Annotated in this window: 13 protein-coding genes; 11 read left to right on the top strand and 2 right to left on the bottom strand. The window is 36.1% G+C overall.

What is annotated here, in order from left to right; translation table 11 throughout:
* Positions 1-34 precede the first annotated feature (34 nt).
* From rsgA to GJU43_RS14405, 10 genes are all read left to right on the top strand, one after another.
* Positions 35-1,012, top strand: coding sequence for a ribosome small subunit-dependent GTPase A (gene rsgA, locus GJU43_RS14450; protein WP_154341469.1), 978 nt, complete (start codon positions 35-37; stop codon positions 1,010-1,012).
* A gap of 145 nt (positions 1,013-1,157) precedes the next feature.
* Complete coding sequence (gene dtd / locus GJU43_RS14445) at positions 1,158-1,610, top strand: D-aminoacyl-tRNA deacylase (protein WP_154341468.1); 453 nt, start codon at positions 1,158-1,160, stop codon at positions 1,608-1,610.
* A 63-nt stretch (positions 1,611-1,673) separates the two neighbouring features.
* The gene (locus GJU43_RS14440) at positions 1,674-3,581 is read left to right on the top strand and encodes a DUF3857 domain-containing protein (protein ID WP_154341467.1); all 1,908 of its coding nucleotides are present in this window, start codon (positions 1,674-1,676) and stop codon (positions 3,579-3,581) included.
* Between the two features lie 8 nt (positions 3,582-3,589).
* A complete protein-coding gene (locus GJU43_RS14435) occupies positions 3,590-5,605 on the top strand; it encodes a DUF3857 domain-containing protein (RefSeq protein WP_154341466.1) in 2,016 nt (671 codons plus the stop codon).
* Entirely contained in the window at positions 5,606-7,597 is a 1,992-nt protein-coding gene (locus GJU43_RS14430; protein ID WP_154341465.1) for a DUF3857 domain-containing protein, read from the top strand.
* A gap of 2 nt (positions 7,598-7,599) precedes the next feature.
* Positions 7,600-7,926 carry a nucleotide pyrophosphohydrolase gene (locus GJU43_RS14425; protein WP_127340449.1) on the top strand — a complete coding sequence of 109 codons (327 nt, stop codon included), beginning with the start codon at positions 7,600-7,602 and terminating at the stop codon, positions 7,924-7,926.
* A 134-nt stretch (positions 7,927-8,060) separates the two neighbouring features.
* Positions 8,061-9,284, top strand: a complete 1,224-nt coding sequence (aroA, locus tag GJU43_RS14420) for a 3-phosphoshikimate 1-carboxyvinyltransferase (protein WP_154341464.1) — start codon at positions 8,061-8,063, stop codon at positions 9,282-9,284.
* Between the two features lie 386 nt (positions 9,285-9,670).
* The gene (queA, locus tag GJU43_RS14415; RefSeq protein ID WP_154341463.1) at positions 9,671-10,720 is read left to right on the top strand and encodes a tRNA preQ1(34) S-adenosylmethionine ribosyltransferase-isomerase QueA; all 1,050 of its coding nucleotides are present in this window, start codon (positions 9,671-9,673) and stop codon (positions 10,718-10,720) included.
* 280 nt (positions 10,721-11,000) lie between these two features.
* On the top strand, positions 11,001-12,278 hold the full coding sequence (kynU, locus tag GJU43_RS14410; protein WP_154341462.1) for a kynureninase: 1,278 nt from the start codon (positions 11,001-11,003) through the stop codon (positions 12,276-12,278).
* A 96-nt stretch (positions 12,279-12,374) separates the two neighbouring features.
* Positions 12,375-12,791, top strand: a complete 417-nt coding sequence (locus tag GJU43_RS14405) for a glycine zipper family protein (protein ID WP_154341461.1) — start codon at positions 12,375-12,377, stop codon at positions 12,789-12,791.
* 65 nt (positions 12,792-12,856) lie between these two features.
* Here GJU43_RS14405 and GJU43_RS14400 read toward each other — a convergent pair whose 3' ends face one another.
* Positions 12,857-14,662 carry a hypothetical protein gene (locus GJU43_RS14400; protein WP_154341460.1) on the bottom strand — a complete coding sequence of 602 codons (1,806 nt, stop codon included), beginning with the start codon at positions 14,660-14,662 and terminating at the stop codon, positions 12,857-12,859.
* A gap of 85 nt (positions 14,663-14,747) precedes the next feature.
* Positions 14,748-16,304, bottom strand: a complete 1,557-nt coding sequence (locus GJU43_RS14395; RefSeq protein WP_154341459.1) for a hypothetical protein — start codon at positions 16,302-16,304, stop codon at positions 14,748-14,750.
* A gap of 117 nt (positions 16,305-16,421) precedes the next feature.
* Here GJU43_RS14395 and GJU43_RS14390 point away from each other — a divergent pair, with 117 nt between their 5' ends.
* Complete coding sequence (locus tag GJU43_RS14390) at positions 16,422-18,809, top strand: penicillin acylase family protein (protein ID WP_154341458.1); 2,388 nt, start codon at positions 16,422-16,424, stop codon at positions 18,807-18,809.
* The last annotated feature ends 104 nt before the right edge of the window (positions 18,810-18,913 follow it).

Below are 18,913 nucleotides of genomic sequence, written 5' to 3'. Positions count from 1 at the left end.
ATCTAAAATCTAAAATCTAAAATCTACAATTTGAATGACAGGACTCGTTTATAAATCTACAGGAAGCTGGTATACCGTAAAATCTGAAAAAGGCGATTTTATAGAATGCCGTATGAAAGGAAAGTTCAGGATGAAAGGGATCAAAAGTACCAATCCTATTGCTGTAGGCGATATTGTCGATTATGAACTCGAAGAAACTTCTGATGCCGTAACAGGAACGATTTTTAATATTCACGAAAGAAAGAATTATATTGTTCGTAAATCGGTTAATTTATCACATCAGATGCATATCATTGCGTCGAATATTGATCGTGTGTTCTTGTTGATTACCATTAATAATCCGCCCACAACCTTCAATTTTATAGACCGTTTTCTGGTAACTGCTGAAGCGTACAATATTGAAACAATTCTGGTTTTTAATAAAATAGATACTTTTGACGAACCAACGCTGGAAGATCAATTGTATATGCAATATGTTTATCAGCAAATTGGTTACAAATGTCTTCGTGTTTCTTCTACAGAAATGAAAGGTGTTGAGGAACTTAAAGAAATGATGATCGGCAAGGTAAGTATGTTTTCAGGACATTCCGGTGTCGGAAAATCGACTCTGGTTAATGCAATGGAACCTTCCCTGCATCTTAAAACCAAAACTATTTCTGAAGCCAGTAAACAAGGACAGCACACGACCACTTTTGCAGAGATGTACGACTTGTCTTTTAATGCAAAAATCATTGATACACCCGGAATTAAAGGTTTTGGGATCGTAGACATGGAAAAAGAAGAAATCAGCGGGTATTTTCCTGAATTCTTTAAACTAAAAGACCAATGTAAGTTTAACAACTGCCTCCATAAAGAAGAACCGCATTGCGCCATAAAAGCCGCATTGGAAAGAGACGAGATCGCCTGGTCCCGTTACAATAGTTATTTAAAAATCCTCGAAGGCGATGATGAAAATTATCGTACCGATTCTTATGACGAAGACCGAAAAGCAAGTGATGAGTTGAGGAAATAAGACTTTTTTAAATTTTAATATTCAAATTCCAAATTCCAAAAAAAACAATATTTGATTGTAGCGATGCACAGCAGTGCATCTAACTAGAATTTAAAATCTGTTTAATCCGTGTAATCTGTGGCAAAATCAAATTATTAGAAAAAATATGAGAGTTGTTCTTCAAAGAGTTTCAGAAGCATCAGTAACTGTCGATCATCAAAAGGTTGCTGATATTCAAAAAGGGTTATTGGTTTTAGTCGGAATCGAAGACGCCGATACGCAGGAAGACATCGACTGGCTGGTTGGGAAAATTACAAAAATGAGGGTTTTTGGAGATGAAAATGATGTGATGAACTGCTCCGTTCAGGATATCGATGGCGACATTATTGTTGTAAGCCAGTTTACTTTACATGCTTCTACCAAAAAGGGCAACCGTCCTTCGTATATAAAAGCGGCAAAACCCGAATTTGCTATTCCAATGTATGAGCAGTTTATAACGACTCTGGAGAAGGAGTTTGGTAAAAAAATACAAGCAGGAATCTTTGGTGCAGACATGAAAGTCAGGCTTTTAAATGACGGTCCCGTTACGATTATAATAGACAGCAAAAACAGAGCATAAATATTCTTAAAGATATGTTAAGGATTTCTAAAAATGATATATATTTGGCGAAATTCCCTGTTAATGAAAAAGCTATATTGCGCATTGTTTTTTTTCTTATTTACGTTCATTTCTTTTGCTCAAAAGACTGAATATACTACTATTTCTATTTCAGACAGTCTCAAAGAAAATGCTGATGCAGTCGTTCGTTTAGATCAAATGGATATTACCATTGAATCGCAACGCAGCATGAACATTAAAACGCAAAGGGTCGTATCTGTTTTTAATGAGAAAGGACTAAGCGATATTGATGCCTATCAGAACTACGATAAAACAACTTCGGTAAAAAATATTGAAGCTGTAGTTTATGATGCTTTTGGTAAGGAAATCAAAAAAATTAAAAGAAAAGATTTTAAGGATCAAAGCACGGTAGGAGGAAGCACACTTTTTTCAGACAGTCGCGTGGTTTTCCTGGAATATACCCCAATATCCTATCCCTTTACGGTAGTTTACACCAGTGAAATTGAAACGTCAAATACGGCCTTTATACCACAATGGTACTTTTTGGGCGGTTATAATCTGAGTGTGGAGAAATGCATTTTAAATGTGACTTTCCCGAACAACCTCGGATTTAAAAAGAAAGAATTTCAGTTTGCAGACCTGAACATCAAAAAAACGATAGATACAGACACCAAACTGTCTTATGTGGGAACTACTATTTTAGCCCAAAAACCGGAGGATTACAGCCCTTCTTCCTCAGATCTTTTTCCAAGAGTAATGATGGGTCTGGAAAATTTTCATCTGGAAGGTGTAGACGGGACAGCAAAAACATGGGAAGCATTTGGTAAATGGTACGGGGATAAAATTCTAACCGGAACTACTGTTTTGCCGGAAGAGACGAAAACAAAAATAAAAGCCCTTGTTGGTAATGAAAAAGATCCCGTTAAGAAAGCAAAAATCATCTATGATTATGTTCAGAAAAAATCAAGATATGTAAACATTGCAATTGGTATCGGCGGTTGGAAGCCAATGCTTGCCACTGATGTAGATCGTTTGGGTTATGGCGATTGTAAAGCCCTGACCAATTATACAAAAGCACTTCTGGAAGCTGTCGATGTTCCTTCATACAATACTATTTTATACGGTGATACTTATAAAAGAAATATCCAGTCTGATTTTGTCTCGATGCAGGGAAACCACATGATATTGGCAATTCCAACAGGAGATAATTACACATGGCTTGAATGTACGAGCCAGGACGATCCTTTTGGTTATCAGGGAACATTTACAGATGACAGGGATGTACTAGTGGTGAAGCCTGAAGGCGGCGTAATTGTACGAACTAAAATATACGAAGACAAAGGCAATGATCAAACCGATAAAGGTCACTATACGATAGATGAAAATGGTAATTTTTCGGGTTCAGTTTCAATAGTATCCGGTGGTTCTCAATACAATTCAAAAGCAAGAGTGGAGCATTTACAGCCCACGGAAAAAGAAGCGCATTATAAAGAATACTGGGACAATATCAATAATTTGAAATTAGGAAAAATAACCTTTACAAACGATAAGGAAAATATTCGTTTTACGGAGAATGTTGAAATCAGTGCCGTAAATTATGCGACTATTTCTGCCAATAAAATGATTTTTGCTGTTGATGCCTTCAATAGGAGCAATGGAAATGTAAAACGAATCCGAAACAGAAAAAATCCATTCCAAATTCAGCGTGGTTATTTAGACACAGATGAGATCGAAATTAATCTTCCGGCAGGTTTTACGGTAGAATTTCTTCCGGCAAATTTCGAATTGAAAGGGAAATTTGGAGAATACAAAACCGAAATCATCAAAAAAGAGAATAACAAACTGACTTACAAGCGTTCGATGTTTTTAAATAAAGGAAAATACTCGAACAAAGAATACGATGAATACCGCCTCTTTATGGAGCAGGTGTCAAAAAATGATAATGCCAAAATTATATTAACCAAGAATTAATCAAACGAATGAAAATCAAACAGCTATCCATTATTTTATTCTTTTTCCTCTTTTCATTTCTTCAGCTGACGGCTCAGGAATTTAAACTTGGAAAAGTATCAGTTGCCGAATTAGAGGAAAAAAAACATCCTAAAGATACTGCTGCAGTTGCCGCTATTTTATACAAAAAAGGAACTTCCTACTTTGATTATAATGAAATTAACGGTTTTGTTTTAACAACTGAAGTTGAAACGCGTATCAAAATATATAAAAAGGAAGGGTATGATTTTGCCAATCAGACTATCGGTTATTCCATTTCAGGAAACTCAAAAGAAAGTGTTCAGATTTCCGATGCCAATACCTTTAACCTTGTTGGGGGCAAAGTCGAAAAAACAAAATTGAAAAGTGACGGAATATTTGATGAGCCGGTGAGTAAGTTTTACGGAAGAAAGAAAATCTCATTGCCGAATGTAAAAGAAGGGTCTGTTATTGAATTCAAATATACGGTAAGAGCCCCTTTTGTCAGCTGGATGAGAGACTGGAGATTTCAATATAGTATTCCGGTAAATAAATCAGAATTTTCTACTGCTATTCCGGAGTATTACATGTACAACGTAATGCAGAAAGGATATCTTTTTCCTAATAAAACTGTTGAGACCAAGTCAAAAACAATAGTATCGACAACGAAAGAACGAAGTGAGGGCAGAGTAACCCAAACTAGTTTTTCGACAGACAAAACGGATTATTTTGAAACTAAAACGACATATACTATTGAAGATTTACCGGCAATAAAAGACGAATCTTTTGTAAATAATATTGATAATTATACATCGATTTTATCTTTTGAACTGTCTGCTGTTAAATGGCCTAATACTCCTGTTAAATCGTTTTCTTCCGATTGGAATTCAGTGGTGAAAACAATTTACGATTATGATGATTTTGGACCGGAACTGAATAAAACAGGTTATTTTGAAGATGATTTAAAAAAGCTTCTGACCGGAATCACAGCGCCTGATGAAATAATACTGACTGTTTTAAACTATGTAAAATCAACCGTTAAATGGGATGGTAACAGCAGCTATGGTTGTGATGTCGGAGTACGTAAAGCCTATAAGGAAAAAACAGGAAATTCTGCCGATATTAATTTGATGCTAACCGCTATGTTACGCAACGCTGGTCTTACGGCAAATCCGGTTTTAGTAAGTACACGTTCTAACGGGATTGCTTTATTTCCTAACCGAACAGCCTTCAATTATGTAATTGCTGCCGTAGAAACGCCAAATGGAATTATTTTATTAGATGCCACAAGCAAATATTCATCTCCTAATATTTTGCCTTTCAGAGCTTTGAACTGGCAAGGAAGACTGATTCGTAAGGACGGAACTTCTGAAGCGATTGATTTAATGCCTAAAAAAGCATCCAATGATAATGTTTTCATTAATTATGAAATTGATGCCGAAGGTAAAGTGAATGGAAAAGTAAGAAGACAATGTACCGACTATAATGCCATGTCTTACCGAAATGAAGTAGACGGAGTTAAGGAAGATGTCTATCTTGAAAAGCTTGAAAACGAAAATAATAAGATCGAAATTAGTGACTACAGCAGAACAAACGAAAAAGAAATTTTACTGCCAACGATAGAAAGCTATTCCTTTAAAGGAGACAATTTAACGGAAGTAATTGGAGGTAAAATCTATATCAATCCAATGTTGTTCTACACAAAGACTGAAAATTCCTTCAAGCAGGAAGTTCGCGAATATCCGGTAGATTTCGGATTCCCTTTTGTGGACAAATTTAATATTACCATTAAAATTCCTGAAGGATTTGCTGTAGAAACATTACCGGCACCGGCAGTATTAGCCATGGAAGATAATTTGGGAACTTTTAAATTTAATATTGCCCAAAACGAAAATTCATTGCAATTATCAATTCTTCATCAGATAAACGAAGCAATCGTTTCAGTTGAAAAATATGAAATGCTAAAAGAATACTATCAAAAAATGATTGCGAAAGAAACAGAAAAAATAGTTTTAAAAAGAATATAAATGAGATTTCAAAGTTTCGTTCTAATTACTTTTTTATTTTTTGGATTTTCAAAAGGCACAGCGCAAAGCTATGAGCTTGGAAAAGTAACGGTTACAGAATTAGAAGAAAAAGCGAATCCAAAAGATACAACAGCACCGGCTGCCATTTTGTTTAAAAAAGGAAAAACATCTTTTACCTATAATAAAGATAAAGGGTTCATTGCCAATCATGTTTATGAATTTAAAATCAAAATTTATAAGAAAGAAGGATTAAAGTGGGCCGATCAGAAAGTGCGGTTTTATATTGGTTATGAAACTTTGGGGGAAGATCGTTTAGAGTTTTCAAATGCGGTAACATACAATCTGGAAAACGGGGCAATTGTAAAAACAAAATTAGATAACCAGGGTACTTTTAAGAAAAAAGTAAATAAATTCTGGAATGAGAAAATGATCACAATGCCCAATGTAAAAGTGGGCTCTGTTATTGAATACAAGTACATCCTGAAATCGGAGAATATTGTAAAGCTGCCGGATTTTGATTTTCAATATGAAATTCCGGTCAACTATTTTGAGTATAAAACCGATATTCCGGAATATTATATTTATAAAACCCTTTTGACAGGGAGTCATAAAATTGAAGCAGATTCAAAGTTTACGGATAAAAATCAAAGTTTCGAAGATGAGTACAATAGGTCAAAGACAATTTCGTACAGACAAATTAGCGCTTTTTACACCGGAAAAGATATTCCCGCTTTAATAAATGAACCTTATGTAAATAATATTGACAATTATAAAGGTTCCATTCAGCATGAATTAGAAAGAGTTCGTTACCCGGATCAGCCTGTCAAAGATTATGCAATGACATGGGAAGGTGTCGCCACTACTATTTTTAAAGATAAAAGTTTCGGAAAAGAACTCAGTGAAAAAAGCTTTTTACAGGAAGACGCCAGGCGTATCCTGACGGATGTCGAATCACCGATCGAAAAATTAAAAATCATTTTTAAATTCGTTCAGAGCAAAATGAACTGGAATGAAAAGAATGATTATTATACAGAACAAGGCGTAGTAAAAGCATATGCCGATCAGACCGGAAATGTGGCAGAGATCAATTTTATTTTAATCAATATGTTGAAATTGGCCGGAATAGAAGCAAACCCTGTTTTGGTCAGTACAACAGGAAATGGAGTCCCGGTTTATCCCACAAGAACAGGATTCAATTATGTAATTGCAGCAGCTGAAATCGATGGGAATCAAATTTTATTAGATGCTTCAAATAAATTTACCTGGCCGGGAATCTTGCCGCTGAACGTTTTGAACTGGAAAGGAAGGCTGATTAAAAATGACGGAACTTCGAAAGAAATAAACCTGGTACCCACTGCAACATCAAAGGAGATTTGGAATGTTTTAGCCAAAATCGATAATCTGGGTAAAATTGAAGGTAAAGTTAAAGTGCAAAGAACAGATTATGACGCATTTGTTTTTAGGACAGAAAATGGCAACAAGAGTGAGGAAAATTATCTTGAAAAATTAGAAGAACAATTCGGGGATATTAAAATCTCAAATTATACAGTAGAGAATAGGAAAGTAAATTCTTCCGATCCGGTTATTGAGGTGTTCTCTTTAGTTTCGACTAACAGAATAGAGATTATCGGTGACAGAATTTTCATCAATCCGTTATTGTTTTTTACCAGAACCAAGAATCCATTTAATCAGGAAATAAGGCAGATGCCAGTTTGTTTTGGTTATCCGACCCAGGAAAAATTCAATCTAAGTTTGGAAATTCCGGAAGGATATGCGGTAGAATCGCTGCCAAAGGCGGTTAAAATCATATCTGAAAATGAAGACATCGTTTATTTTTTAAATATTGGAAATCTGGGAAACAAAATCCAGATCAGTAGTTCAAAAGAAATTAACAATAGTATTTTTGCAGCAGATCAATATACTGGATTAAAAGATCTTTTCCAGAAGATGATCATGAGTCAAAATGAAAAAATTGTTCTTAAAAAAATATAATAATGGACTTAAAAAACGCACAATTAGACGTAGACAACTGGATAAAAGAACACGGAGTTCGTTATTTTAATGAACTTACCAATATGGCACAGCTTACGGAAGAAGTGGGTGAAGTAGCCCGCATTATTGCCAGACGTTATGGCGAACAATCCGAAAAAGAAAGTGATAAAAACAAAGATCTGGGAGAGGAACTGGCAGATGTTGTGTTTGTGGTTCTGTGTCTCGCCAATCAGACCGGAATTGATTTGCAGGCCGCTTTCGATAAAAAAATGGATTTAAAATCAGTTAGGGATAAAGACCGTCACAAAAACAACGATAAATTAAAATAATTGTGAAATATCATTCATAAGCTTTGAATTATGAGTGCTGAATTTTGAATTATGAACGGGGAGTGGTAAATTGCGGGGCTGAATTACGTTTCTAATCCTTCGTAATTCATAATTTACAACTTACAATTAAAATAATGAATTTACTACTTCACACCACTCAACATAATTTACAAGGACAAATTGCAGTAACAGGATCAAAAAGCGAAACGAATCGTTTATTATTGCTCAAAGCATTGTTTCCAAATATCACCTTAGCCAATACTTCAAACTCAGATGACAGCGAAGTAATGCAAAAAGCCCTGATTGGAAATGATGAAATTGTAGACATTCACCATGCCGGAACAGCAATGCGTTTTTTAACCGCTTATTTTGCTGTAAAAGAAGGAAGAGAAGTTGTAATGACCGGTTCATCCAGAATGCAGGAGCGTCCGATAAAGATTTTGGTAGAAGCTTTGGCACAATTAGGTGTTGAAATCTCCTATCAGAAACAAGAAGGATATCCGCCAATAAGAATCAAAGGAAAAAAAGTAACGGCTTCAAAAGTTACTCTTGCTGCCAATGTAAGCAGTCAGTATATTTCCGCACTTTTATTAGTAGCTTCAAAACTTGAAAATGGGTTGGAACTGACTTTAGAAGGCGAAATTACGTCGGTTCCGTATATCAAAATGACCTTAGCTTTGCTGAAAGATTTGGACATTCAGACCAGTTTTGAAGGAAACGTAATCAAAGTATACCCAAAAGCGGAGGTTGCGACTAAAGAAATGGTGGTAGAATCAGACTGGAGTTCCGCTTCTTACTTTTTTAGTTTGGTGGCTCTGGCCGATACAGCTTCAATAACATTGAGCAGTTATAAAGAAAACAGCTTACAAGGAGATTCTGAATTAGTATCACTTTATGAGAAATTAGGAGTTCAGACTACGTTTCAGGACAACAAAATGACTTTGGTAAAACAGCAGAACTTTAAATTTGAAACGGTAAATTTTGAGTTAAACAACACACCTGACATTGCTCAAACAATTGTAGTGACTTGTTTAGGTTTGGGAATCGGCTGTCATTTAACAGGGCTTCACACTTTAAAAATTAAAGAAACAGACCGTCTTGAAGCACTTAGAATTGAACTGACCAAATTAGGCGCTACTATCTCAGTAACTAATGATAGCCTGACTTTGGCAGCTTGTGAAAATATAAATCACAATGTCAAAATTGCGACTTATAACGATCACCGTATGGCAATGGCTTTCGCACCTTTAGCTTTAAAAATTCCTATTATAATCGAAAATGCCGAAGTGGTCTCCAAATCATATCCTGATTTCTGGGAGGATCTGAAACAATTGAATTTCGAAATTTCAGAATTATAAGAAAATTAAACCATATAAGTAATGTAAGTTCATTTAAGTGAATTGAGCATAATTACATAGCCTCCGGTTTTGACCGGAGGTTTTTTTATGAAAACGATGAAGGAAAACCGACAGGTTTTTAAAACCTGTCGGTTTTAAATAGTTGAGTTTTTCGATTTTTGAAAAACAGGAAATCCGGATTAAATGAACTTATATTTCTGATATGGTGAAAAAAGTAGTGAAATTCATTTTTTTAAGAGACTCCAAACCGCAGCAAATCAACGGCTTTTGAAAATAAACAGCAAAACACTTGACAACGCCTATCTCACAGTCGTATATTTGCACACGATTAAAAATCAGGTATCCAAATAATCCTGATCGAAATCTATAACTCATAACTTTCTCAAATGAAATTATCACATTTTCAATTTAATTTACCGAAAGAACTTTTAGCGGAATTCCCGGCAGAAAACAGAGACGAATCCCGTTTAATGGTAATCGATCGTCAAAAACAAACTATAGAGCACAAAATGTTTAAAGATGTTATCAATTATTTTGATGACGGAGACGTTTTAATTCTTAACAATACTAAAGTTTTCCCTGCACGTTTGTACGGAAACAAAGAAAAAACAGGAGCTAGAATTGAGGTTTTCTTGTTAAGAGAATTAAATTCAGAGCAACGTCTTTGGGACGTTTTGGTAGATCCGGCCCGTAAAATCAGAATTGGTAATAAACTTTATTTTGGTGACGACGATTCGTTGGTTGCTGAGGTAATTGACAATACGACTTCCCGTGGAAGAACTTTGCGTTTCTTATACGATGGATCTTACGAAGAATTCAGAAACAAATTAACAGAACTTGGAGAAACTCCAATTCCAAAATACATCAACAGAGAAGTAACGGCTGAAGATGCTGAAAGATACCAGACTATTTATGCCAAAGAAGAAGGAGCTGTAGCGGCACCAACTGCTGGTTTGCACTTCTCAAAACACCTTTTGAAAAAATTAGAAATCAAAGGCGTAAATTTTGCTGAAGTGACTTTACATGTTGGTTTAGGAACTTTCAATCCGGTTGAGGTAGAAGATTTGTCTAAACATAAAATGGATTCAGAGGAATTGATTATCAAACAGGAAGCCTGCGATATCGTAAATGAGGCAAAAGCGAACAAAAAACGTATTTGTGCAGTGGGAACAACTTCAATGCGTGCGATTGAAAGTTCGGTTTCTTCTCAAAATACGTTAAATCCTTATGAAGGATGGACGAATAAATTTATTTTCCCTCCTCACGATTTTAGTATTGCAAATTGTATGATTACAAACTTTCACACACCAAAATCAACATTATTAATGATGATTTCTGCTTTCTGTGGTCACGATTTAATGAAAAGAGCCTACGAAGAAGCTATCAAAGAAGAATATAAATTCTATTCTTACGGAGATGCGATGTTAATTCTATAAGGTGAATCTATCTCATAAGCAGACCCGACAGGTTTTTACAACCTGTCGGGTTTTCTGTTTTATAAATGGTTTTATTTCAAGTTTCAGGTTTCAGGTTTATCCCAGGGCGGAATGGCTTTGCGAACTTTGTGTATCCAGACAAGTATCAGTATTGTGAACTTTGCGTTTAAACACACAAACTGCATCTACCCCTCATTTCAAACCTGAAACTTGAAACCTGAAACAAAAACAACAACTTTCAAGAACATTTCCCTATTTTTACGATTCAAAACAAAAAACAATGACTTTTCTAAATACACGCGAATTCGCACGAGAGCTTGATTCGCAGGACACATTAAATCATTATCAGGATCAGTTTATTTTTCCTAAAGTAAATGAAAAACGCGTAATTTATTTCACAGGTAACTCTTTAGGATTACAGCCAAAACGGACCAAAGCCTACATCGATGAAGTAATGAATGACTGGGCAGAACTTGCTGTTGAAGGTCATTTTTATGCTCAGAAACCATGGTGGGATTATCAGGAAAGATTTGCTGAACCCTTGAGTAAAATTGTGGGGGCCTTGCCTTCAGAAGTTACGGTGATGAATACTTTAACCGTAAATCTCCATTTGCTGATGGTTTCATTTTATCAGCCAACAGCAACACGTTACAAAATTATCTGCGAAGAGAAAGCATTTCCTTCTGATCAGTACATGTTTCAGAGTCAGGTTGATTTTCATGGCTATAAACCGGAAGATGCTATTGTGGAAATTAAACGCCGCGAAGGAGAACACAACATTCGTCTGGAAGATGTCCTGGCTAAAATCGAGGAAGTTGGTGATCAACTGGCGCTGGTTTTAATCGGAGGGGTAAACTACTACACGGGACAGGTGTTTGATATCAAAACAATTACAGCCGCAGGACAAAAAGCCGGCGCAAGAGTAGGCTGGGATTTGGCACATGCAGCCGGAAATATCAAATTGCAGCTTCATGACTGGAATGTAGATTTCGCCGCCTGGTGCAGTTATAAATATATGAACTCAGGACCGGGCAATGCCTCGGGTTGTTTTGTTCATGAAAAACACCACAACGATTCGAGCCTGCCCCGTTTTGCAGGTTGGTGGGGACACAATAAAGAACGCCGTTTTAAAATGGAACCAGTGTTCGATCCGGTTCACGGAGCAGGCGGATGGCAAATCAGTAATTTACCGGTACTTTCATTAGCGCCTTATCTGGCTTCTGTGGAAATGTTTGCAGAAGTTGGAATGGACGCCTTAATTGCAAAAAGAGATCATATCACTTCCTATTTAGAATTCATTCTACACGAAATAGATAAAGAAGTTAAAGGTAGTTTTGAAATTATTACCCCTTCAAATCCGGAAGAAAGAGCGTCTCAGTTATCTGTTTTTTTACATGGAGAAGGAAGAAGTTTATTCGATTATTTAATGAAAAACGGAGTTATTACAGATTGGCGTGAACCCAATGTAATTCGTCTGGCACCGGTTCCGTTGTATTGCTCCTATGAAGATATGTATGATTTCGGACAAATCCTTAAAAAGGGAATTCTGGGAAAATAGAAATGCCAAATTCTGTAATGTTTAAATGAAATTATGTAACATATGCCTCATTGATTACGCTTTAATTTGTACAGTATAATTTAAATGCCAAAAATCATGAAAGCAATAGTTGTAATAATAGCAGCCTTGAGTATCGTTTCTTGTCAGAATCAGGATAAGATGGATATTAGCAAAGCGAAACAGGCTAGCATAGATTCGATGAAAGTTGAAATTAATAAACAAAAAGTTATTGATTCAATGAACGTGGAAATGGCTAAAATGGAAAAAGAAAAAGCCGAAGCTCAGAAAGTAGTTGTCGTAAATCATCAGGCTGATGGAACCACGACCGCTGCACCCGCCAAAAAGAAAGGCTGGAGTTCTGCTGCCAAAGGTGCTGTAATTGGTGCCGGAGTCGGAGCCATTACCGGAGCAGCTGTCAGTAAGAAAAAAGGCGAAGGTGCTATAATCGGTGGATTAGCAGGTGCCGGAGTTGGAGCCGGAACAGGAGCTATTATCGATTCCAAAAAGAAATAAACATAGACTAAGACACAGTTTAAATATAAAACCCCGGATTGAATTTCAATTCGGGGTTTTCGTTTTTAGGAATATTCCGGTACTTTAATTTCCGCTAATTCCAGTTTACAGAAATGGAACTGTTCTTTGATTTTATCTAAATCAGTTTTGAAATAGGAAGTCGATTCAAGTAAATTTTGATAATAGGCAATACCTTCAAAAAGATTGGATTTAAAAGTATTCCATTTTTTTAACTGATTGGAAGTGATTTCTCCTGTGCTATTTTCAATTTCATTCCTGAAATAATCCAGATACATTTTTAATTCTTTTACGAATATATTGGGACGGTCTAAATTTCTTAATACAGAATGGTTTCCGTAAATGTGTTGTAGCATTTCTTTAAGCGAAACTTCCTGATCGAAATAAGCCATATTAGGTCCCGGACAGATCACAACACCCTGGGCTTGTCCTTTTATTTTGATGTCATTTTCCAAATAAGCGGCATTCGCCAGCCCGACACATAAACATGATTTCTCGGTAATAGAATCTTTTGCTTTACTATAACCGGAATCAGAAAGTGTTTGTTTTACGTTTTCTAATGCTGCCAGTTTTAGATCCTGATATTTTTTTGCCGCAGTACAAATTCCATCCGGACCATATTCTTTGCTTAATGCCAGAAAGCGTTTCGGACAGGAACTACCTGCTTTGTTCTCCTGAATTCGTTTTTGTTTTAAAATTTCATTTGAGGTGCCTCTCAAAGAATTAAAAGGCACTCCAAGAGGTGAAATATGACTTAAATATAAATCCTCTTCTTTGGCATCGATCAATAGTTTCCTGGTTTCGCGGTCTACAGAAGTTGCTTCCGGAACCAGTAAAAACGGAGTTCCCCATCCTACGGAATCTACCTGGTACGTATCTAACAGAAATTCGTGTTCTTCTGCAGTTCCGACTCCGCCCTGAACCGTAATTTTTGTTGCTAACGGTCTTTCGGGAAAAGGCACGTTTTTTTGCTGTAACACCTTAATCATCATTTCGTGCGACGATTGTACTAATTGTTCTTTTTTTTGTCTGAATTCCTCTAAAATGGTGCCCAGAAGCAATCCTTCGGTGGCAAAGGCATGTCCGCCGCAGTTCAGTCCCGATTCTATTCGGTATTCTGAAACCCAGAGCCCTTTCTTGGCCAAAAAGTTTCCCTGTATCATGGCAGAACGAAAATCACTTACTTTTAAAATAATTTTCTTTTTCAGTATATTATTTTCATCCGGATAAAAATCAGTGAAGTTTTCAAAATAACTGTAAAGCCTTGGATTCATTCCGGCAGAAAGCACAACCGAAGAGTTAAGGTTGCTCTTTGCAAAACCTCTTAAGGCAGCATGGGCATCATTAAATTCGATAGGAAGCGGTGTGTTTTTATTAAAATTATCTTTGTCAAGTTTGGTCATGATGTTGACATCGATAGCACCGGGGGAAAGCTGAGATTCGATATAATTCTGAATGTTGTCCTTAAAAGTAATCCCGTCATCCAGCAAATTCTGAAACCCTTTTTTGATATCGGAAGTATTGGGTAACATCGCCATAAAATTTTCCAGGGCTGTTTTACTTTCGGCCAGTTCCATTTTAAAGCTTTCAAACTTTTGCTTTACAATTTTATCGACTAAATTCAGATAGGAAGTAATGCGTTCCGCGCGGTAATCCTGTATCTTCTGACTGATTTCCTGATAGGGCTGATTGAATTTGGTACTGTAAAAAAGTCTCATTTTTTCAATTAACTCATCATCAGCAATAGAGATTACGGAGGAAATGCCATATTGCGCTACCCGAATAGGGCTGTCAATCGTATAAGCAAGTCCCATTACGGGAATATGAAATGTGTGTAAATTATTTTTTGACATTTGCTTTTTGAGTTAAAAGAGCAAATGTTGGAAAAAAGATTGTCTCAAAACCTGACATATATCAGGTTTTGAGTGATTTAAAATTTTAAATCAAAATTTTCTTCAGTGATTCGGCTACACTGCGCCATAAAAAGTTGTAAAATGACTTTTCGGGAATTCGTTCTAATTCAACATCGGCATTCCTGGCTTTATGATCCGAATCGTTTTTCACTAATAAATTGGCAATGGCACTTTTGAATTTGGCTTCTTTTTCCGGATTTTTCTTTTTATAAAGTTTGATTTTCAGATCGTCATAAACCAATGCTGCATTTCCTTTTGCAGTAACGTCATTTCCATAAAAATTAAAAGTATAGGTTTTAAAAGTTCCCGTGAAAGAAGTATTCATGTAAGGTTTGCTAAATTGAGACATGGCGGCAACGTCAAAATTGGAAATCTTTCCCTGAATATGAAAACTGTCTTTTATATCCAGGACATTAAAATTCCAGTTCACATGAAAAGGTGATGTTTTCATAAACCTGCAATCAATGACAATTTTTACATCGTCTACTTTTTTTAGTCCAAAACCGCTTTGAAGATTATTCGCCTGAAGATTAAAATGATCGAAAGTCAAAATTCCGGGACCTTTGGAAAAATCAATTTCTTCCTCATAAACCAATTTTGATTTTCGAATCAGCAAAGAATCAATCTTCATTGGGAATTTGATTTTTCTCAATAAATGGTTATAGAGGTATTTTTTGCTTAAATCGTCTTTGGGCATTTTACTGCGATAAATATTAGCATCAAAATGATCCATAACGACAGAAGAAGCATTAAAGAAAAAACGATCATTTTTGAAACCCCATTTCAGATTGTTGATATTGGCAGAATCTATTTTTAAGGTATAAATGTCTTTTTCTTTTTCGAGTTTCTGAACAAAAACTTTTCTGGAATATTCCGGTAAAAGCGAAAATTTATTGATTTTTATAAAGTTGTTTTCAGTAATGATCTTGCCAATAGCAATTCGGTAAAAAGAACTCGGTTTGTAATAAAGGCTGTCACAAACCAAAGTATATTTTTCGTATTGAAGTGGAATCTTTTCTTTTAAAGTCGTGTCCGTAATCAAAATCCCCTCCAGTTTCAGAATGATTTTTTTGACGTTCAAAATCGGTTTATTGGTGTTTAAGGAAACAACATCTACGGCACCGTCATTAAGGTAAATATTCTTAACGGCTATTATTTTTCGGAAAGGCTCAATGATTTGTGTCCGAATACTTTTATTGTTATTCAGCAGTTTTTCCCCTTTTTTATATAAAATTACACGGGGTTGATCGATCACGATGCTTTCGGCCTGGATGATATCGCGAAACGCCAGGTCCCAAATATTAAAATGTTTAATAGTGACAGATTCAATTTTGGCATACAGTCCGTTTTTACTGTCCTTAGGCTGATTTTTAGGGTGTACCAATAGTGTCGTCGCGTAGATATTTCTTGATACCAGTGAGACTTCGATTTTTTCGTAATTGATATTATAGGGCGTATTATTTTTCTCATCTATAATAATGGGCAATTGTTTTTTTATCCAATAATTGAGGCCAATATTGATTAAAATCACAAAAAGGAAGAGAGAAATTACACCGATTGCTATTTTTTTATAGATTGACATAGTAAAGTAATGGTTTTAATACATAAATTTAGGTTTTTAAAAGGAAGCTTTCTTACATGATTTTTCCTTTAAGTTACATCATTTATGAATCGCCCATTTGTTTATACTTTTTTAAATATGAGAAAAATTAAAAAAATCCTGTTGGTTGTATTGGTGTTAATTGTGGCTCTCGGAATTGGTTTGTTTGGGTACATATTCCATCTGAAGCCTAAATATGGCGGAGAACTGGAACTAAAAAACCTGCAGAAGGAAACAACAGTCTATTTTGATGATTTTGGAGTTCCTCATATTTATGCTGATTCAGAAAAAGACGCGATGACTGCTTTGGGTTATGTACATGCACAGGAAAGATTATGGCAGATGGAATTGTTGCGCCGAATTGCTCCGGGAAGATTGTCTGAAATCTTCGGATCGGTAGCGCTTAAGAATGATACGTTTTTCTCCGGAATTGGTATCGAAGAAGCTTCAGACAAAGCCATTTCTAAATTAGACAAAAACAGCCAGAGTTATCAATTGGCAATGGCTTATTTAGATGGGATTAATCAATATTTGGAAGAAGGTACCACACCACTTGAATTTACATTAGTGGGGGTGAAAAAAGAAAAATTCACCATAAAAGACATTTATAATATCTTCGGTTACATGTCTTTTAGTTTTGCAATGGCTCAAAAAACAGATCCATTTTTGACCGACATTCGCAACAAATATGGCGCAGCATACCTCAAAGATTTAGGAATTGAAGGCGAATTTAATACCACGCAGATTAAAAGTTCGAAAGAAAATTTAGAAGAATACAGCACGATTGCAAAATCTGTAGCGGCCTTGTTAGATAAATCACCGATTCCGCCATTTGTAGGGAGCAACAGTTGGGTCGTTGGGCCTCATAAAACAAAAAGTGGAAAAGTTATCTTCGCGAACGATCCGCACATTGGCTTTTCGCAGCCGGGAACCTGGTATGAAGCCCATCTGGTAACGCCTAAGTATGAAATATATGGCTGTTATCTTGCCGGAACGCCGTTTCCGCTATTGGCACACAACCGCGATTATGCTTACGGGCTCACGATGTTCGAAAATGATGATATCGATTTTTATAAAGAGACCAACAAAAAAGGGGACCCAAGTCAATATCAGACGCCAACAGGTTTTGGAGCTTATGAAACCATAAAAAAAACGATAAAAGTAAAAGATACGTCAGATGTGGTTTTGACTTTTAAATCAAGCCGCCACGGACCTATTGTAAACGATATACTGGAACATTTAGACCGCAAAAATCCGATTGCCATGTCATGGGTTTATACACAACAGCCGATTCAGATTCTGGATGCTATTTACGGACTTTCTCATGCTAAAAGCAAAGATGATTTCAGAAAAGCGGTTCAATTAGTGGCCGCTCCGGGACTGAATGTGATGTATGGGGATGCCAAAGGAAATGTAGCCTGGTGGGCAACAGGGAAATTGTACAAGCACAATAAAGGCGTGAATTCCTTTTTTATCTTAGATGGTGCAAGTGGTAAAGATGATATTACCGAATATTTAGATTTTTCGAAAAATCCATCAGCTGAAAACCCTAAGTGGGGATATGTCTATTCTGCGAATAATCAGCCGGAAGCGGTTGACGGGTATTTGTATCCCGGATATTATCTGCCGGAAGATCGCGCTAAAAGAATTTCAGGATTGTTAGATCCAAAATCAGATTGGGATAAAGAAGCGATAAGTAAAATGATTTACGATAATACCTCTGCCGTTGTTCCCGGTACGGTTGCAAGTCTAATTTCGAATCTGAATAGTAATTCTGTTTCAGCGGAAGAAAGACAGGCCATTACAGTTTTGAAGTCGTGGAATGGAAGTCACAATTTAGAAGATGTTGCGCCAACCATTTACAATAAATGGATTTACCTCTATTTGAAAAATACTTTTGCAGACGAAATGGGTGAAGATAATTTCAATTTATTTATCGGAATGCATTTAGCAAAGCAGATTATTGCGAAACAAATCACCAATGAAAATTCAGTGTGGTGGGATAACATCAAAACAAAAAATACAAAAGAAACCAGAAGTGAAATTGTTTCAAAGTCATTTCATGAGGCAATTGCGGCGCTTCAAAAGCAGTTAGGCAATCAGGTTTCCGATTGGAACTGGGGAAAAGTACATACCGTCGAACACGAGCATCCGTTGGGGAAAATAGCAGCTTTGCGCAAACTGTTTAATGTCGGGCCTTTTGAAGATCCGGGATCTAATGAGGTAATCAATAATCAGTTTTTTAGTTTTAGCAGTGACGGGAAATACGATGTAAAAGGAGGGCCTTCCACCAGAAGAATTGTCGATTTCTCTGATATTGAAAACAGCTGGAGTATTTTGCCAACGGGCCAATCCGGTAATCAGTTCAGTAAACATTATAACGATCAGGCCGAAATGTATAACGCCGGCAAATTCAGAAAAATGAAAATGAACAAAGAGGAAATCATAAAAACGTCAACCAAACTGGTCCTGAAACCGAAGAGATAAAAGGGTTAAAATTCCAAATTCCAAGTTTAAAAACCTCAGAACCTTTGTGCCTTTGCGCCTCAGAACCTTAAAAAAATTGGAAAATAAAAGTATCAAACTTTTAT

This window comes from Flavobacterium sp. LC2016-23 (assembly GCF_009674775.1).
Taxonomy (GTDB): domain Bacteria; phylum Bacteroidota; class Bacteroidia; order Flavobacteriales; family Flavobacteriaceae; genus Flavobacterium.
Note: the sequence above shows the minus strand (reverse complement) of the source record. Positions and strands in the feature narration are given on the sequence as shown.